General features: G+C 73.8%; 18 protein-coding genes. 13 read left to right on the top strand and 5 right to left on the bottom strand.

Annotated features, from left to right (window positions below; all coding sequences use genetic code 11):
• Nucleotides 1-120 precede the first annotated feature (120 nt).
• Genes ASG36_RS02455 through ASG36_RS02440 form a run of 4 tightly spaced genes read left to right on the top strand, consistent with a single transcriptional unit; the run spans nt 121 to nt 3,256 of the window.
• Complete coding sequence (locus ASG36_RS02455; RefSeq protein WP_082522728.1) at nt 121-1,089, top strand: PhoH family protein; 969 nt, start codon at nt 121-123, stop codon at nt 1,087-1,089.
• Between the two features lie 2 nt (nt 1,090-1,091).
• Nucleotides 1,092-1,583 carry an rRNA maturation RNase YbeY gene (gene ybeY / locus ASG36_RS02450; RefSeq protein ID WP_055759003.1) on the top strand — a complete coding sequence of 164 codons (492 nt, stop codon included), beginning with the start codon at nt 1,092-1,094 and terminating at the stop codon, nt 1,581-1,583.
• Nucleotides 1,580-2,911 carry a hemolysin family protein gene (locus ASG36_RS02445; RefSeq protein WP_055759000.1) on the top strand — a complete coding sequence of 444 codons (1,332 nt, stop codon included), beginning with the start codon at nt 1,580-1,582 and terminating at the stop codon, nt 2,909-2,911. The genes ybeY and ASG36_RS02445 overlap by 4 nt, the downstream gene beginning before the upstream one ends.
• Nucleotides 2,912-2,917: 6 nt before the next feature.
• Nucleotides 2,918-3,256, top strand: coding sequence for a hypothetical protein (locus ASG36_RS02440; RefSeq protein ID WP_055758997.1), 339 nt, complete (start codon nt 2,918-2,920; stop codon nt 3,254-3,256).
• A gap of 18 nt (nt 3,257-3,274) precedes the next feature.
• On the opposite strand, the gene ASG36_RS02435 is transcribed toward ASG36_RS02440, so the two are convergent.
• Nucleotides 3,275-3,868: a hypothetical protein gene (locus ASG36_RS02435; protein WP_055758994.1), complete on the bottom strand. Its 594-nt coding sequence runs from the start codon at nt 3,866-3,868 to the stop codon at nt 3,275-3,277.
• 61 nt (nt 3,869-3,929) lie between these two features.
• Here ASG36_RS02435 and era point away from each other — a divergent pair, with 61 nt between their 5' ends.
• The 3 genes from era to ASG36_RS02420 are packed head-to-tail and all read left to right on the top strand — an operon-like array spanning nt 3,930 to nt 6,369.
• Complete coding sequence (gene era / locus ASG36_RS02430; RefSeq protein WP_055758990.1) at nt 3,930-4,844, top strand: GTPase Era; 915 nt, start codon at nt 3,930-3,932, stop codon at nt 4,842-4,844.
• Nucleotides 4,845-5,594 (top strand): DNA repair protein RecO, encoded by a 750-nt coding sequence (gene recO / locus ASG36_RS02425; protein ID WP_055758986.1) that lies wholly within the window; start codon nt 4,845-4,847, stop codon nt 5,592-5,594. It begins immediately after the preceding gene.
• 10 nt (nt 5,595-5,604) lie between these two features.
• Nucleotides 5,605-6,369: an isoprenyl transferase gene (locus ASG36_RS02420; protein ID WP_055758983.1), complete on the top strand. Its 765-nt coding sequence runs from the start codon at nt 5,605-5,607 to the stop codon at nt 6,367-6,369.
• A 7-nt stretch (nt 6,370-6,376) separates the two neighbouring features.
• Here the strand turns inward: ASG36_RS02420 and ASG36_RS02415 are convergent, their stop codons facing one another.
• From ASG36_RS02415 to ASG36_RS02400, 4 genes are all read right to left on the bottom strand, one after another.
• Complete coding sequence (locus ASG36_RS02415) at nt 6,377-7,996, bottom strand: serine/threonine-protein kinase (RefSeq protein ID WP_055758979.1); 1,620 nt, start codon at nt 7,994-7,996, stop codon at nt 6,377-6,379.
• A 100-nt stretch (nt 7,997-8,096) separates the two neighbouring features.
• Nucleotides 8,097-9,779 carry a serine/threonine-protein kinase gene (locus tag ASG36_RS21715; protein WP_055758977.1) on the bottom strand — a complete coding sequence of 561 codons (1,683 nt, stop codon included), beginning with the start codon at nt 9,777-9,779 and terminating at the stop codon, nt 8,097-8,099.
• 42 nt (nt 9,780-9,821) lie between these two features.
• Nucleotides 9,822-10,238: a Fur family transcriptional regulator gene (locus tag ASG36_RS02405; protein ID WP_055758974.1), complete on the bottom strand. Its 417-nt coding sequence runs from the start codon at nt 10,236-10,238 to the stop codon at nt 9,822-9,824.
• Nucleotides 10,238-10,639: a helix-turn-helix transcriptional regulator gene (locus ASG36_RS02400; RefSeq protein WP_082522726.1), complete on the bottom strand. Its 402-nt coding sequence runs from the start codon at nt 10,637-10,639 to the stop codon at nt 10,238-10,240. The genes ASG36_RS02405 and ASG36_RS02400 overlap by 1 nt, the downstream gene beginning before the upstream one ends.
• A 57-nt stretch (nt 10,640-10,696) precedes the next feature.
• Between ASG36_RS02400 and ASG36_RS02395 the strand changes: the two genes are divergently transcribed.
• From ASG36_RS02395 to ASG36_RS02370, 6 genes are all read left to right on the top strand, one after another.
• On the top strand, nt 10,697-10,966 hold the full coding sequence (locus tag ASG36_RS02395; protein WP_235494492.1) for an antibiotic biosynthesis monooxygenase: 270 nt from the start codon (nt 10,697-10,699) through the stop codon (nt 10,964-10,966).
• A gap of 60 nt (nt 10,967-11,026) precedes the next feature.
• Complete coding sequence (locus tag ASG36_RS02390) at nt 11,027-12,439, top strand: glycine--tRNA ligase (RefSeq protein ID WP_055758967.1); 1,413 nt, start codon at nt 11,027-11,029, stop codon at nt 12,437-12,439.
• A 125-nt stretch (nt 12,440-12,564) separates the two neighbouring features.
• Entirely contained in the window at nt 12,565-13,728 is a 1,164-nt protein-coding gene (dusB, locus tag ASG36_RS02385) for a tRNA dihydrouridine synthase DusB (protein WP_055758964.1), read from the top strand.
• On the top strand, nt 13,725-14,171 hold the full coding sequence (locus ASG36_RS02380) for a hypothetical protein (protein ID WP_055758960.1): 447 nt from the start codon (nt 13,725-13,727) through the stop codon (nt 14,169-14,171). The genes dusB and ASG36_RS02380 overlap by 4 nt, the downstream gene beginning before the upstream one ends.
• Nucleotides 14,172-14,211: 40 nt before the next feature.
• Nucleotides 14,212-14,832 carry a YdcF family protein gene (locus ASG36_RS02375; RefSeq protein WP_082522725.1) on the top strand — a complete coding sequence of 207 codons (621 nt, stop codon included), beginning with the start codon at nt 14,212-14,214 and terminating at the stop codon, nt 14,830-14,832.
• Nucleotides 14,829-15,338, top strand: coding sequence for a hypothetical protein (locus ASG36_RS02370; protein WP_055758957.1), 510 nt, complete (start codon nt 14,829-14,831; stop codon nt 15,336-15,338). Before ASG36_RS02375 ends, ASG36_RS02370 begins: the two co-directional genes overlap by 4 nt.
• Nucleotides 15,339-15,383: the final 45 nt, after the last annotated feature.

Genomic DNA, 15,383 nt, shown 5'->3' with positions numbered 1-15,383 from the left:
GCCAGCGCGTCCCGAGAGGCCTCGGCGCGCGCCGCAGGTCACGGTGACGCCGGTACCGCACCTGCCACGGCAGCCGCAGAGCCCGTCCGCACCTCCATCACCGTCCCCGAGTCGATCTCCATGGTCGGCCTGCTGGGCTCGGCCGACGAGCTCCTCCGACTGGTCGAGAGCGAGTTGGCCGCCGACGTCCACGTCCGCGGCAACGAGATCTCGCTGACCGGGCAGCCCGCCGACAACGCCTTCGCCGTCCGCGTCTTCGACGAGCTCATCGCCCTGCTGCAGACCGGTCAGGCACTGCGCCCGGACTCCGTGCGCCGGGTCGTCGGGATGCTGCGCAGCGGGGAGAGCGCCCGGCCCGCCGAGGTGCTCAGCCTGGACATCATCAACCGGCGTGGTCGCACGATCCGGCCCAAGACGCTGAACCAGAAGCACTACGTGGACGCCATCGACGCGAACACCGTGGTCTTCGGGATCGGCCCGGCCGGCACCGGCAAGACCTACCTGGCGATGGCCAAGGCCGTGCAGGCCCTGCAGACCAAGCAGGTCGACCGGATCATCCTCACCCGCCCCGCGGTCGAGGCCGGCGAGCGGCTGGGCTTCCTGCCCGGCACGCTCAGCGAGAAGATCGACCCCTACCTGCGGCCGCTCTACGACGCGCTGCACGACATGGTCGACCCCGAGTCGATCCCGCGGCTGATGGCCTCCGGGACGATCGAGGTCGCCCCGCTGGCCTACATGCGCGGGCGCACGCTGAACTCGGCGTTCGTGATCCTCGACGAGGCGCAGAACACCACCGCCGAGCAGATGAAGATGTTCCTCACCCGGCTCGGGTTCGGCTCCAAGATGGTCGTCACCGGCGACGTCACCCAGGTCGACCTGCCCGGTGGTGCGCCGTCCGGGCTGCGGGTCGTGCGGGAGATCCTCACCGGCATCGACGACGTGCACTTCTCCCTGCTCACCAGCTCCGACGTCGTCCGGCACCGGCTGGTCGGGGACATCGTCGACGCCTACGAGCGCTGGGACACCGTCCAGGCCACCCGCCCCGACCCGGTGCGCAGCCCCGGCCCGCGCCGGCAGAAGGGGAGCTGACCGTGGCCGTCGAGGTCGCCAACGAGTCCGAGATCGCCGTCGACGAGACGTCGCTGACCGGCGTCTGCCGCTACGTGCTGGGCGAGCTGGACGTCAGCCCGCTGGCCGAGCTGTCGGTGCTGTGCGTGGACGTGGACCACATGGCCAGCCTGCACGAGCGGTGGATGGGCGAGAAGGGCCCGACCGACGTGCTGGCCTTCCCCATGGACGAGCTGGACACCGCCCGGCCCGACGACCCCGAGGCCGGCCCCGAGCTGCTCGGCGACGTCGTGCTGTGCCCCGCGGTCGCCATCCGCCAGGCCCGCGCGGCCGGGCACACCATGGACGACGAGCTGCTGCTGCTGGCCACCCACGGCGTGCTGCACCTGCTCGGCTACGACCACATGGAGCCCGACGAGGAGAAGGAGATGTTCGGTCTCCAGTCCTCCCTCCTCGAGGGGTTCCGGTCCGCTCCCCGGCACCAGGTCACGGGCGAAGCCCTCCCCGAGCGATGAGCGCCACCGCGGTCACCCTCCTGGTGATCGCCGTCCTGCTGGTCCCGGTCGCCGGGCTGTTCGCCGCCGTCGACTCCGCCCTGGCCCGGGTCTCCCGGGCCCGGGTGGAGGAGATGCGCCGCGAGGGCGTCGCCCGGGCGGGCGTGCTGCTGGAGGTCGTCGACGACCGGCCGCGGCACGTCTCGCTGCTGCTCCTGCTGCGGATCGCCTGCGAGATGACCGCCGCCGTGCTGATCGCGGTGATCCTGTTCGTCGTCTTCGACGGCGTCGGGGCCGGTGTGGTCACCGCGGCCGCGGTCATGACGGTGGTCAGCTACGTGCTGATCGGCGTCGGCCCGCGCACCCTGGGCCGCCAGCACGCCTACCCGGTCGCGCTGCGCACCGCCGGGCTCACCCGGCTGCTGGGCAGGGTCCTCGGGCCGGTCTCCACCCTGCTGATCCTGCTGGGCAACGCGATCACCCCCGGTCGCGGCTACCGGGACGGCCCGTTCAGCACCGAGGTCGAGCTGCGCGAGCTGGTCGACATGGCCGAGGAACGTGGCGTGGTCGAGTCCGGCGAGCGCAACATGATCCACTCGGTCTTCGAGCTCGGCGACACCATCGCCCGTGAGGTCATGGTGCCCCGCCCCGACGTGGTCTGGATCGAGCAGACCAAGACGCTGCGGCAGGCCCTGGCGCTCGCGCTGCGCAGCGGGTTCAGCCGGCTGCCGGTCATCGGGGAGAACGTCGACGACGTGGTCGGCGTCGTCTACCTCAAGGACCTGGTCAAGCGCACCCAGGGCAGTGGGGACGGCGGGAAGCAGCGCGTCGAGGACGTCATGCGACCGGCCTCCTTCGTCCCGGAGTCCAAGCCCGTCGACGTCCTGCTGCGCGACATGCAGGCCCGCCGCATCCACATGGCCGTGGTCGTCGACGAGTACGGCGGCTCGGCCGGGCTGCTCACGATCGAGGACATCCTTGAGGAGATCGTCGGGGAGATCCAGGACGAGCACGACACGGTCCAGCGGCCGCCCATCGAGGAGCTGCCCGACGGCTCCTACCGGGTCATCGCCCGGCTGCCGGTCGAGGACCTCGCCGACCTGTTCCGGGTCGAGCTGCCCGATGACGACGACGTCGAGACCATCGGCGGGCTGCTGGCCCGCGAGATCGGCCGGGTGCCCATCGAGGGCTCCGAGGCCGTCGTCGGCGGCCTGCGGCTGGTCGCCGAGAGCACCGGCGGCCGGCGCAACCAGATCGACACCATGCTCGTCTGCCGCGTCACCGACGGTGACCCGGCCGAGCCCGCCGAGCCCGCCCGCGCCGAGCCGCCGCTCGTCGTGGAAGGCTGACCGCCCGTGAGCGCACCCGCACTGCAGCCCGAGGACGCCAAGCTCGTCACCCTCGCCCGCTCGGCCCGCGGCCGCACCGGCGCGCCGGAGGGGGCCGCTGTCCGGGACACCGACGGCCGCACCTACCTGGCCGCCACCGTGTCCCTGCCCTCGATGCAGCTGTCGGCGCTGCAGGCCGCCGTCGCGGCCGCGGTGAGCAGCGGGGTCGAGGGCCTGGAGGCCGCGGCCGTGGTCAGCTCGGCCGGCGAGGTCGAGCCGGCCGGCCTGGCCGCGGTGCACGACCTCACCGCCGCCGCGCCGGTCCACCTCGCCGCCCCCGACGGCACCCTCGTCGCCACCTCCTGACGAGGAGCGCCCTCCTCGTCAGAGGGGGCGGTCGACGGCCTCGGCGAAGGCCTCGGGGTCGCGCACCCAGACGGTGAACGCCTTGTCCGCGACGCCGTCGGAGTCCAGGTGCCGGACGACGACCCGGGTGCGGCCGGGCCACCAGCCCCCGCGGCGCCTGGCCCGGGGCCAGTCCGCCGGGGCCGGGGCGAGGACCACGTCGTCCAGCAGCACCAGCGGGACCACGCCGAAGGACGACGTCTGCCGGAGCCCGGCGATGTCGGTGGACAGCGCGTGGTCGGAGACGGTGAACCGGCTGGTGGCCAGCACGAGCACCAGCAGGCCCAGCCCGATCGCCAGCGGCGCCTCCTCCCGGGCGTCGGCCCACCCGCTGATCAGCCCCAGGGCGACCAGCCACACGACGACGGCGGCGACCGTGGCCAGCGCGACGCCGGGGCTGACCGGGTTGTACTGCCAGTACCGCAACGGCCGGGGGACCACGGTGACCGACCGCTTGGGCCCGCGCCGGGCGAGGAAGCCGTAGCTGGTCACCTGGCTGACGTGCCGCTCCCGGTCCCGGGCGGCGCGGACCGCCGGCGGCTCGTCGTTCTCTCGTCGCTGTCGGCGGGCCATGACCCCATCGTCCCAGGGCCGGTGGACCGGGACTGTCGGTGGCCGGTGGGAGACTGACCCGGTGAGCACCCCCGCACCTCCGCACCGCAGTGGCTTCGTCGCCCTGGTCGGCCGCCCGAACGCGGGCAAGACCACGCTCACCAACGCCCTGGTGGGGGAGAAGGTCGGGATCGTCAGCAACCGGCCGCAGACCACCCGGCACGCCATCCGCGGGGTGGTGCACCGCCCGGCCGGGCAGATCGTGCTGGTCGACACCCCCGGGCTGCACAAGCCCAAGAGCCTGCTGGGCCAGCGGCTCAACGACGTCGTGCGGGACACCCTGGCCGACGTCGACGTGATCGTGTTCTGCATCCCGGCCGACCAGCCGGTGGGTGCCGGGGACGCGTTCATCGCCCGCCAGCTGAAGAACGTCACCACCCCCGTCGTCCTGGTGGTCACCAAGACCGACGCGGCGCCGAAGAAGGAGATCACCGCCCAGCTGATCGCTGCCAGCGGCCTGGTCGAGGCCCGCGAGGTGGTGCCGGTGAGCGCGGTGGCCGGTGACCAGGTCGAGCTGCTGGCCGACCTGCTGATCGGGATGCTGCCCGAGGGGCCGCTGCTCTACCCCGAGGACCAGACCACCGACGGCGACGTCGAACGGCAGATCGCCGAGCTCGTCCGCGAGGCCGCCCTGGAGAAGGTCCGCCAGGAGGTGCCGCACTCCCTGGCGGTCAGTGTCGAGGAGATCATCCGCAAGCCCGACCCGCGGGACGCCTCCGCGGTGTTCACCGAGCTGCACGTGCTGCTGCACGTCGAGCGGGCCAGCCAGAAGCCGATGCTGCTGGGCAAGGGCGGCTCGACGATCAAGGCGATCGGCAGCGAGGCGCGGGTCGGCCTGGAGACGCTGCTGGGCGGCCGGGTGCACCTGGACCTGCACGTCACGGTGCTCGGGGAGTGGCAGGACGACCCGAAGAAGCTCAACCGGCTGGGCTACTGAGTGTCCGCGCACACCCCGCAGGCGCTCTACCGCGACGAGGGCGTGGTGCTCCGGGTGCAGAAGCTCGGTGAGGCCGACCGGATCATCACCGTGCTCACCCGGCGCACCGGCAAGGTGCGCGCGGTCGCCAAGGGCGTGCGGCGCACCAAGAGCAAGTTCGGCGCCCGGCTGGAGCCCTTCAGCCACGTGGACCTGCAGCTCTACACCGGCCGCAACCTCGACATCGTCAGCCAGGCCGAGTCGTTGCGCTCCTACGGCCCGGCGATCGTGGGCGACTACCCCTGCTACACCGCCGGCACCGCCGTGCTGGAGACCGCCGACCGGCTGACCGCGGAGGAGAAGGAGCCCTCGCTGCGGCTCTTCCTGCTGGTCATCGGGGCGCTGCGGTCGCTGTCGGAGCGGAGCCACCCGCCGGGCCTGGTGCTCGACGCGTTCCTGCTGCGGGCGATGTCGGTGGCCGGCTGGGAGCCGGCGCTGTCGGACTGCGCCCGCTGCGGGGAGCCCGGCCCGCACCGGCACTTCTCCGTCCCCGGCGGCGGCATGGTCTGCCCGGCCTGCCGGCCCACAGGGTCCACGATGCCCAGCCCGGTCACCATCGGGCTGCTGGAGTCGCTGCTCACCGGTGACTGGCAGGCCGCCGAGGCCAGCCAGGGGATCAACCGGCGCGAGGGCAGCAGCCTGGTGGCGGCGCTGCTGCAGTGGCACCTCGAGCGCGGCCTGCGCTCGCTGTCCCTGGTCGAACGCACGTGAGGGAGCACCGGTGAAGCGCGAGGTCAGGCAGCCCACTCCGCACCCGTCGGGGGCCCGGCCCCCGGAGATCCCGGCCGACAAGGTGCCGCACCACGTCGCCGTGGTGATGGACGGCAACGGCCGGTGGGCCAAGGAGCGCGGGCTGCCGCGCACCAAGGGCCACGAGGCGGGGGAGTCCAGCCTGTTTGACTGCGTCGAGGGCGCCATCGAGCTCGGGGTGCGGGCGATCAGCGCCTACGCCTTCTCCACCGAGAACTGGAAGCGCAGCCCCGACGAGGTCCGCTTCCTGATGGGCTTCAACCGCGACGTCATCCGCCGTCGGCGCGACGAGATGCACGAGCTGGGGGTGCGGGTCCGCTGGGCCGGTCGTCGTCCCCGGCTGTGGCGCAGCGTCATCGACGAGCTGCAGGTCGCCGAGGAGCTGACGAAGGACAACGACGTGCTCACGCTGACCATGTGCGTGAACTACGGCGGCCGGGCCGAGATCGCCGACGCCGCGGCCGCCATCGCCCGCGAGGTCGCGGCGGGGCGGATCAAGCCGGACAAGGTGGACGAGAAGACCGTCGCCCGGTTCCTCGACGAGCCCGACATGCCCGACGTCGACCTGTTCCTGCGCAGCTCGGGGGAGAACCGCACCAGCAACTTCCTGCTCTGGCAGTCGGCCTACGCCGAGCTGGTGTTCCAAGACGTGCTGTGGCCGGACTTCGACCGCCGCGACCTGTGGCGGGCCTGCGAGGAGTACGCCTCCCGGCAGCGGCGGTTCGGCTCGGCCTGACCGCAGGTCAGTCGGTGAACCGGCTGTTGTCGGCCTCGGACCACCAGTCGTAGAGGTCGTCGAGGCCGTCCGGTCCGCCGCCGGGGACGGTCAGCACGGTGACGGTGCTCGAGGCCTCCTCGGTCCAGAACAGGACGGCGTCCTGCCGGGTCGTCAGGTAGCAGCCGATCCGCCCCGACGTCTGGCCCTCGTAGGTGTAGTACTTGTAGCCGAGGTCCCCGGGACAGTCCTGGTCCGAGCTCAGCGGCTCGAGCTCCTGGTCGTCGACCACGGACAGGAACTGCGCATCGGCGTCCTGCTCGTCCCCGTACTGCCGGACGTCGGCCTCCTGCGGGCCGGGCTGGACCGGGCTGGGTCCGCAGCTCAGGGCGGCGACCTGGCCGCTGTCGGTGGACGGCACCGGGGCACAGTCGGCCAGCCCACCCGGCAGCAGCGCGATGAGCGCGGCCTGCTCCGGGGACGTGGACGGCGCGGCCGAGCTGCTGGTGGGGGTCGGCGGCGTGGGCTCGTCGCCGCCCCGGGTGACGACGACGGCGACCACCCCGGCGACGGCGACCGCGGCCACCGCGGCCGCGGCGACCGGGACCCACCGGCGGGACTGCTGCCGCGGCGGTGGGGGTGGGGGTGGCTGCCAGCCGGGCTGGCGCGGGCCGGCGGGAGGCAGCGGGGTGCCCGGGCGGGACGGGCCACCCCAGACCCCGGCCGGACCGGGGTCGGAGAACCCGACCGCCTGGGGGCGCGGCAACGGCTGCGAGGGGCCGGGCGGACGGGAGGCCTCGGCCTGCGGCGCGACCCCGCCGGAGGACAACGCGGCGCGGGCGGCCTGGGCGAGCGCACCGGCCGAGGGCCACCGCTGGTCGGGGTCCTTGGCCAGCCCGCGGGCCAGCACGTCGTCCAACGCCGGCGGCAGGCCGCCGCGCAGGGACGAGGCCCGGGGCGGGGCGGTGTTGAGGTGGGCGTACATCATCTTGGCCAGGCCGTCGCCCACGAAGGGCCGCCGGCCGGTGAGGCACTCGAAGAGCACGCAGGTCAGCGCGTAGACGTCGGTGCGGGCGTTGACCGGCCGCTCGAGGAACCGCTCGGGGGCCATGTAGTCGAAAGAGCCCAGCGCCGAGCCCGTCGCGGTGAGCGACGGGCCCTCGGTGGAGTCCGCGGACCACGCGATGCCGAAGTCGACCAGGTAGACGAACTCGTCGTCCCCGCTGCCGGTGACCAGCACGTTGGAGGGCTTGACGTCGCGGTGCACCAGGCCCTCGGCGTGTGCCGCGTCCAGCGCGCGGGCCACCTGTCCGACCACGGCGACGGCCCGGGCGGGGTCCATCGCCCCGTCGCGGTGCAGCAGGTCGCCGAGGTCGGTGCCGTCGACCAGGCGCATGTCCAGGAAGAGCCGGCCGTCGACCTCGCCGTAGCGGTGGATGGGCACGACGTGCGGTTCGGACAGCCGGGCGGCGGCGTGCGCCTCGCGGCGGAAGCGCTCGCGGTAGGCGGTGTCGCCGGCCAGACCGGCCGACAGCACCTTGAGCGCCACGGTGCGCCGGTGCTCGGTGTCGTAGGCGCGGTACACCTCGCCCATGCCGCCACGGCCCAGGAGACCCTCGATGCGGTAGGCGCCGAACTGACCCTCCACCGCGACCTGCCCCCGTCCCCGGCCCCGGCCGGTCCGGTACCGGGGCCGAGCTTAGGTGGCGGCCGGGGGCCGGACCGGCATCCCGGCCGGTCCACCCCCGTCAGGGGGTCTGGAAGTCGCTCAGGTCGGCGTCGTTCCACCAGGCCCAGAGGGTCGCGATGTCCTCCTGGTCGCCCGACACCTGGACGAAGCCCTCGGCCCGGGCGTCGAGCTGGGTCCACAGCACCACGGCCTGGTCCTGGATGACCGCGCAGCCGACCTGGCCGGCCAGCTCGCCTCCGGCGGTCCAGTCCCGGTAGCCCAGCGTCCCGGCCTCGTCCGGGCAGTCCGAGCCGCTGGTCAGCTCGACCAGCCCCTGCGATCCGGCGTCAGAGGCGAACACGTCGGTCAGGGTGTCCTCGTCGGGGTAGAGGTAGAAGGCGGACTGCTCCGGCCCGCTCCCCGACACCGACCCGCCGCAGTCCAACGCCGCGATGGCCCCGTCGGCGGGCAGCGCCCGCGACTCGCAGGCGTCGGCGTCGAAGTCCGCGGGCAGGATCGCCCGCAGCTCGTCCTCGGGGCTGGCGGCGGTCGGGTCGGCGGACGTCGACGTGGTCGTCGCCTGGGTGGTCGTGGGGGACGGGGCGACGTCCGTCGTCGGGTCCGCGCTCACCGAGCTGCCACCGCCACGGGTCAGCGCCACGGTGACCACCACGACCAGCGCGAGGACGACGACCGCCGCGAGGGCGACCACCAGGACCGGGTTGGTGCCGCTCCCCGCCGGCGTCGGGGGCGGTGGCGGTGGCGGCGCGCCCCAGCCGGGGCCGGTCGGCGGCGGGCCGGTGACGACGGGGGCCGGCGGCCAGGACGGCGGGGACTGACCGCCACCCGAGGGCCCGGTGAAGCCCAGCGTCTGCACCCGCAGCGGCGGGCCGGGCGCCGGTCCGGGCGCGGGGACCACCGGTCGGGGCCGCAGGCCACCGGACCGCAGGGCCTCGCGGGCGGCCCGGGCCATGTCCCCGGCGGTGGCGAACCGGTCAGCCGGGTCCTTGGCCAGGCCGCGGGCGACCACCGCGTCCAGCTCGACGGGCACGTCGGTACGCAGCGCGGACGGCGACTCGGGGACGGTGTTGAGGTGGGCCCACATGACCGCGGGCAGGCCCGTCCCGGTGAACGGACGGCGGCCGGTCAGGCACTCGTAGAGCACGCAGGCCAGGCCGTAGACGTCCACCCGGCCGTCGACCGGGCGGTCGAGGAACCGCTCGGGGGCCATGTAGTCGAAGGAGCCCAGCGCGGCCCCGGTCTGGGTCAGCCCGCCGGCGTCGGCGACCGAGCGGGCGATGCCGAAGTCGACCAGGTAGGCGAACTCGTCCTCACCGGTGCCGGTGAGCAGCACGTTGGAGGGCTTGACGTCCCGGTGCACCAGTCCCTCGGCGTGCGCGGCGTCCAGCGCCTGGGCGACCTGGCCGACGATCGACACGGCCCGCTCGGGGGAGAGGGGCTCGCGGTGCAGGACGTCGGCCAGGTCGTCGCCGCGGACCAGCCGCATGTCCAGGAACAGCCGTCCGTCGATCTCGCCGTAGCGGTGGATCGGCACGACGTGCGGCTCGGCCAGGCGGGCCGCGGCGTGCGCCTCGCGGCGGAACCGCTCGCGGTACTCGGCGTCCTCGGCCAGGTGCGGGCTCAGCAGCTTCAGCGCCACCGTGCGCTCGTGCTCGGTGTCCCAGGCGCGGTGGACCTCGCCCATGCCGCCCCGGCCGATGAGCTTCTCGAGCCGGTAGGGGCCGAACCGATCCGCTGCCACGACCTGACCTCCTGGGGCCGGTGGGCCCGGCTGGCGGGGAGTCTAGGGCCGGGGGGCGTCGGATCCCGGGCGCGCGGCGGTGGCTCGGCAGTCCGCGCATGTGCCGAAGATCTCCAGCGTGTGGCTGACGTCGGCGAAGCCGTGCTCGTCGGCGACCCGGTCGGCCCAGCGCTCGACGGCGGGGCCGGCCACCTCGACCGTGCGGCCGCAGCCCCGGCAGACCAGGTGGTGGTGGTGCTGGGTGCTGCAGCGCCGGTACAGCGCCTCACCGGAGTCGGTGCGGATCGAGTCCAGCTCGCCGTCGTCAGCCAGGGCCTGCACGGCGCGGTAGACCGTCGACAGGCCCACCGAGTCACCGTCGGCCCGCAGCCGGGCGTGCACCTCCTGGGCGCTGTGGAAGCCCTCGAGGTCGTCGAAGACCGCCGCGACGGCGGTGCGCTGACGGGTGGTGCGGACCATCAGGCGATGGTGGCACGCGCGGTGCCGGCGGTCTCGTGGTGCTCGGCGTCCGGACCCTGGTCCAGGGTGGGGTCCGCGGCCGGGACGGCGGAGTGCGCGGCGTGCTCGATCGCGTCGCGCACGATGTGCCCGACGTGGGAGTCGGTGAGCCGGTAGTGCACCTCGCGGTGCTGACGGTCCCCGACGACCAGGCGCGCACCGCGCAGCACCCGCAGGTGCTGGGAGACCAGCGGCTGGGGGACGCCGAGGGCGTCGACGAGCTCGTGCACGCAGCGGGTGCCGTGCTCGTCGAGCAGGGCCACGATGGACAGCCGGAGCGGGGCGGCGAGGGCTGACAGCAGCTCGCTGGCCGCCACGACGTCGTCCGGGAGCCTGCGGGTGGAGGGGGGCGCGGCGGACATCGCCCCATCGTCCGCGCATGTGAGAACCGTTGTCAACTGGAGGTGTCCGTGTTCGTCGTGACCAGGTTCCGGGTCGACCCCGCCGTCCGCGCCGAGGTGGCCGGTCACGGCGCCGCGTTGCTCGCCGTCCTCGAGGCGCTGCCCGGCTTCCGGTCCGGGGAGCTGGGTGCGGCCGCCGACGACGAGGGGCTGCTCGCACTGCTCACCACCTGGGACGGCGTCGGCGCCTACCGCCGGGCGCTCGGCCAGGCACAGGTCAAGATCGTCGGTGCGCCGCTGTGGGTGCACGCGGTCGACGAGCCCGGGGTCTACGTGTCGGGGGAGTGACCGGCGGCGACTACCGTCGACGGGTCAACCGCCGACCGCCAGCCGGATGGAGCCCACCCCGTGGCCACCGAGAACGACAGCACCCCCCGCAAGGCCGACCCCGCCCGCCTGGACAAGGTGGTCAACCTCTGCAAGCGCCGGGGCTTCGTGTTCCCCGCCGGGGAGATCTACGGCGGCACGCGCTCCGCCTGGGACTACGGGCCGCTGGGCACCGAGCTCAAGGAGAACATCAAGAAGCAGTGGTGGCGCACGGTCGTGCAGAGCCGCGACGACATCGTCGGCCTGGACTCCTCGGTCATCCTGCCGCGCCAGACCTGGGTCGCCTCGGGCCACGTCGGGGTCTTCACCGACCCCCTGACCGAGTGCCAGAACTGCCACAAGCGGTTCCGCGCCGACCACCTCGAGGAGGCGTTCGAGGCCAAGAAGGGCCGCGCGCCCGAGGGCCTGACCGAGATCACCTGCCCCAACTGCGGGGTGACCGGCTCCTGGACCGAGCCGCGGGACTTCAACATGATGCTGAAGACGTACCTGGGCCCGGTCGAGGACGAGTCGGGGCTGCACTACCTGCGCCCGGAGACCGCCCAGGGCATCTTCGTGAACTTCGCCAACGTGATGGGTGCCGCCCGCAAGAAGCCGCCGTTCGGCATCGGCCAGATCGGCAAGAGCTTCCGCAACGAGATCACCCCCGGGAACTTCATCTTCCGCACCCGGGAGTTCGAGCAGATGGAGATGGAGTTCTTCGTCAAGCCCGGCGAGGACGAGCAGTGGCACGAGTACTGGATCGAGCAGCGGAAGAACTGGTACACCGACCTCGGCATCGACGAGGACAACCTGCGGCTCTTCGAGCACCCCGCCGAGAAGCTGTCGCACTACTCCAAGCGCACCGTGGACATCGAGTACCGGTTCGGCTTCCAGGGGTCGGAGTGGGGCGAGCTCGAGGGCATCGCCAACCGCACCGACTTCGACCTGAAGACCCACACCGAGCACTCGGGCACCGACCTGTCCTACTTCGACCAGACGACGAACGAGCGCTGGACGCCCTACGTCATCGAGCCCGCAGCCGGTCTGACCCGCTCGCTGATGGCCTTCCTGGTCGAGGCCTACCGCGAGGACGAGGCGCCCAACGCCAAGGGCGGCGTCGACACCCGCACGCTGCTGGCGCTGGACCCGCGGCTGGCCCCGGTCAAGGCCGCGGTCCTCCCGCTCTCGCGCAACGCCGACCTCTCGCCCAAGGCGCGGGACCTGGCCGCGGCGCTGCGGAAGAACTGGAACGTCGAGTTCGACGACGCCGGCGCCATCGGCCGCCGCTACCGCCGCCAGGACGAGATCGGGACGCCGTTCTGCCTCACCGTCGACTTCGACACCCTCGAGGACGACGCCGTGACCGTGCGCGAGCGGGACACGATGACCCAGGAGCGCGTGGGCCTGGACTCCGTCGTGGGCTACCTGGCGCAGCGCCTGCCCGGCTGCTGACGCCGGGGGTGAGCCGCGCTGCCGTGGGGTGAGCCGCCGTCGAACGCGGCTCACCCCACACCGCCGCGGCCGCGCCACCGTCGGGGCGAGGCGGGCCCACCGGCGGGCCCGCCTACCCTCGAGGGGTGACCGCCGTCCTCGAACGCCCCACCGGCGTGCCCGCGCCGCTGCGGCTGGGCGCGCTGACCGTGGACCCTGCCGTCGTCCTCGCCCCGATGGCCGGGATCACCAACCCGGCCTTCCGCACGCTGTGCCGGGAGTTCGGGGCCGGGCTCTACGTCTGCGAGATGATCACCACCCGCGCGCTGGTGGAGCGCAACGAGAAGACGCTGCGGATGGTGCGGGCGACCACCGAGGAGGCCGACGCCTTCTCCGTCCAGCTCTACGGCGTCGACCCGGCGACCGTCGAGCGCGCGGTGCAGCTGCTGGTCGACGAGTGCGTCGCCGGCACCCGCCCGGCGCACATCGACCTCAACTTCGGCTGTCCGGTCCCCAAGGTCACCCGCAAGGGCGGCGGCTCGGCCCTGCCCTGGCGCCGCCGGCTGTTCGGCGACATCGTCTCCCGCGCGGTCCGGGCGGCCGGGGACGTCCCGGTCACGGTGAAGACCCGGGTCGGCATCGACCCCGCGCACCACACCTACCTCGACGCCGGGCGGATCGCCCAGAACGCCGGCGCCGCCGCGATCACCCTGCACGGGCGCACCGCCGACCAGCTCTACAGCGGGACGGCGGACTGGTCGCACATCGCCCGGCTCGTGGAGACCGTCGACATCCCGGTGCTCGGCAACGGCGACGTCTGGGAGGCCGACGACGCGCTGCGGATGGTGGCCGAGACCGGGTGCGCCGGCGTCGTCGTGGGCCGCGGGTGCCTGGGCCGGCCGTGGCTGTTCGGCGACCTCGCCGCGGCGTTCGCCGGCTCCCCGCAGCGGGCGCTGCCGACGATGCGCGAGGTGGCCGCGGTGATGCACCGGCACGCCACCCTGCTGGCCGCCGAGCACGGTGAGCAGCACGGCTGCTCGGACTTCCGCAAGCACGTGGCCTGGTACACCAAGGGCTTCTCGGTCGGCTCGGACACCCGCCGGGCGCTGGCGATGGTGAGCTCCCTGGACGAGCTGGCCGAGCTGCTGGCCGGCATCGAGGACCAGCCCTACCCGACCGCCGTGCTCGGCGCGCCCCGTGGGCGCACCACCCCGCCGCGTCCGGTCGCCCTCCCCGAGGGCTGGCTCGAGGGCGACCGGGACGACCCCCGGCCCCCGCGCGGTGCCGAGCTGGAGGTGAGCGGCGGATGAGCGAGCCCTACCTGTACGACGACGACCCGCAGCCGCTGCACGCCGGTGCCGGCCGCTCCCGCAAGGGCCTGCTGCTGGCCATCGGCGGCGGCACCGTGGTGGTCGCCGTCGCCGCGGTGTTCAGCCTCAACGCGCTGCAGGGCTCCCCGGAGGAGCAGGTCGAGCAGGTCGCCGACGTCTTCACCCGGGCGCTGGTCGCCGGGGACGAGGAGACCGCGTGGGGCCTGCTCTGCGACGCCGAGCAGGACCGGATCGACGCCAGCCAGGTCGCCACGGACTACCTGCGGGCCGGCACCCCGCAGGTCGGGACGGCGACGGAGGCCGAGCTGGACGGCGTCCAGGCCCGCACGGTGACCGTCCGCTGGGACGACGACGGCGTGGTGACGACCAGCGAGCTGACCCTCGTCGCCGAGGACGGTCCGAAGGTCTGCGCGGGGAGCTGACCTCCCCGGGACCGTCAGGGTCGCGTGGTACCCATGACCCGTGATCGGTGGCTTCGTCTCGCGCACGGTGGGCGCCCTCGTGCTCGCCGCGGGCCTGGTCGTCGTCTCCACCGCCACCGCGATCTGGTGGACGGCGCGGCAGGACTCCCAGCCCACCTCCGACGCGATCGTCGTGCTGGGCACCGCGCAGTACAACGGCGTGCCCAGCTCGATCTTCGAGGCCCGGCTGGAGCACGCGCTGGCGTTGTGGGAGCAGGGCGTCGCCCCGGTCGTGGTCACCGTGGGCGGCCGGGCCGAGGGCGACGTGTTCAGCGAGGCCGAGGCCGGCCGGGACTACCTCGCCGCGGCCGGGATCCCCGACGACGGGCTGCTCGCCGTCCCCGAGGGCGTGGACACCCTGGAGAGCATGCGCGAGGTGGCTTCCGCCTTCGACGAGCGCGGCTGGTCCACCGCGGTGCTGGTCACCGACCCCTGGCACGCGATGCGCGCGGAGCGGATGGCCGAGGACTCCGGCATGGAGGCCAGCAGCTCCCCGACCCGGCAGGGCCCGGCCGTGCAGACCCGCGCCGTGCAGTTCCGCTACATCCTGCGCGAGACGGCGGCCTACCTGCTGTACCGGGCGACCGGCGAGAGCGTGGCCGGGGCACCGGGCATCTCGTGACGCTGTACACGCTCACCGGCGCCGGGCACCGCGGGATGGAGGCCGGGGTGCGTGCCGTCGTCGCCGGCGGGGACGGTGACAAGGCGGCGACCGGGGGAGTGGTGGTCGCGACCCTGGAGCAGGGGTTCTGGCGGGAACGCGCCCGGGCCCTCGTCGGTGGTCAGGAGTGGGTGTTCGGCAAGGAGACCGGGGACCTCGGGGCGCGACTGTCGGCCGACCCGGAGCACACCACGCGGATGCGCGCCGTCCGCACCTCGTTCTGGACCTCCCGCCACGAGGTCGACTTGGAGGGCGTGCTCGTCCAGGTCCAGGGCGGGGCCCGCAACCGGGTGTGGACCGTGGACGGCCAGCAGATCGGCACCAGCGGGCGGATCGGCTTCTGGAGCCCCACGCCCACCCTGACGCTGCGCGAGGACGTCCCGCTGCACCACGCGGTGTTCCTCGTCTGGCTCGACTTCACCTTCACCCGGCGCAACAACCAGGCGGCGGCTGCTGCTGCCACCTGACCGGTGTGGACACCGCCGTGACGTCGTCGTCCCCGCGCGGGATGA

It is taken from the genome of Geodermatophilus sp. Leaf369 (genome assembly GCF_001424455.1).
Taxonomy (GTDB): domain Bacteria; phylum Actinomycetota; class Actinomycetes; order Mycobacteriales; family Geodermatophilaceae; genus Klenkia.
The sequence above is the reverse complement of the archived record's forward strand: the minus strand, read 5'-3'. Positions and strand labels throughout refer to the sequence as shown.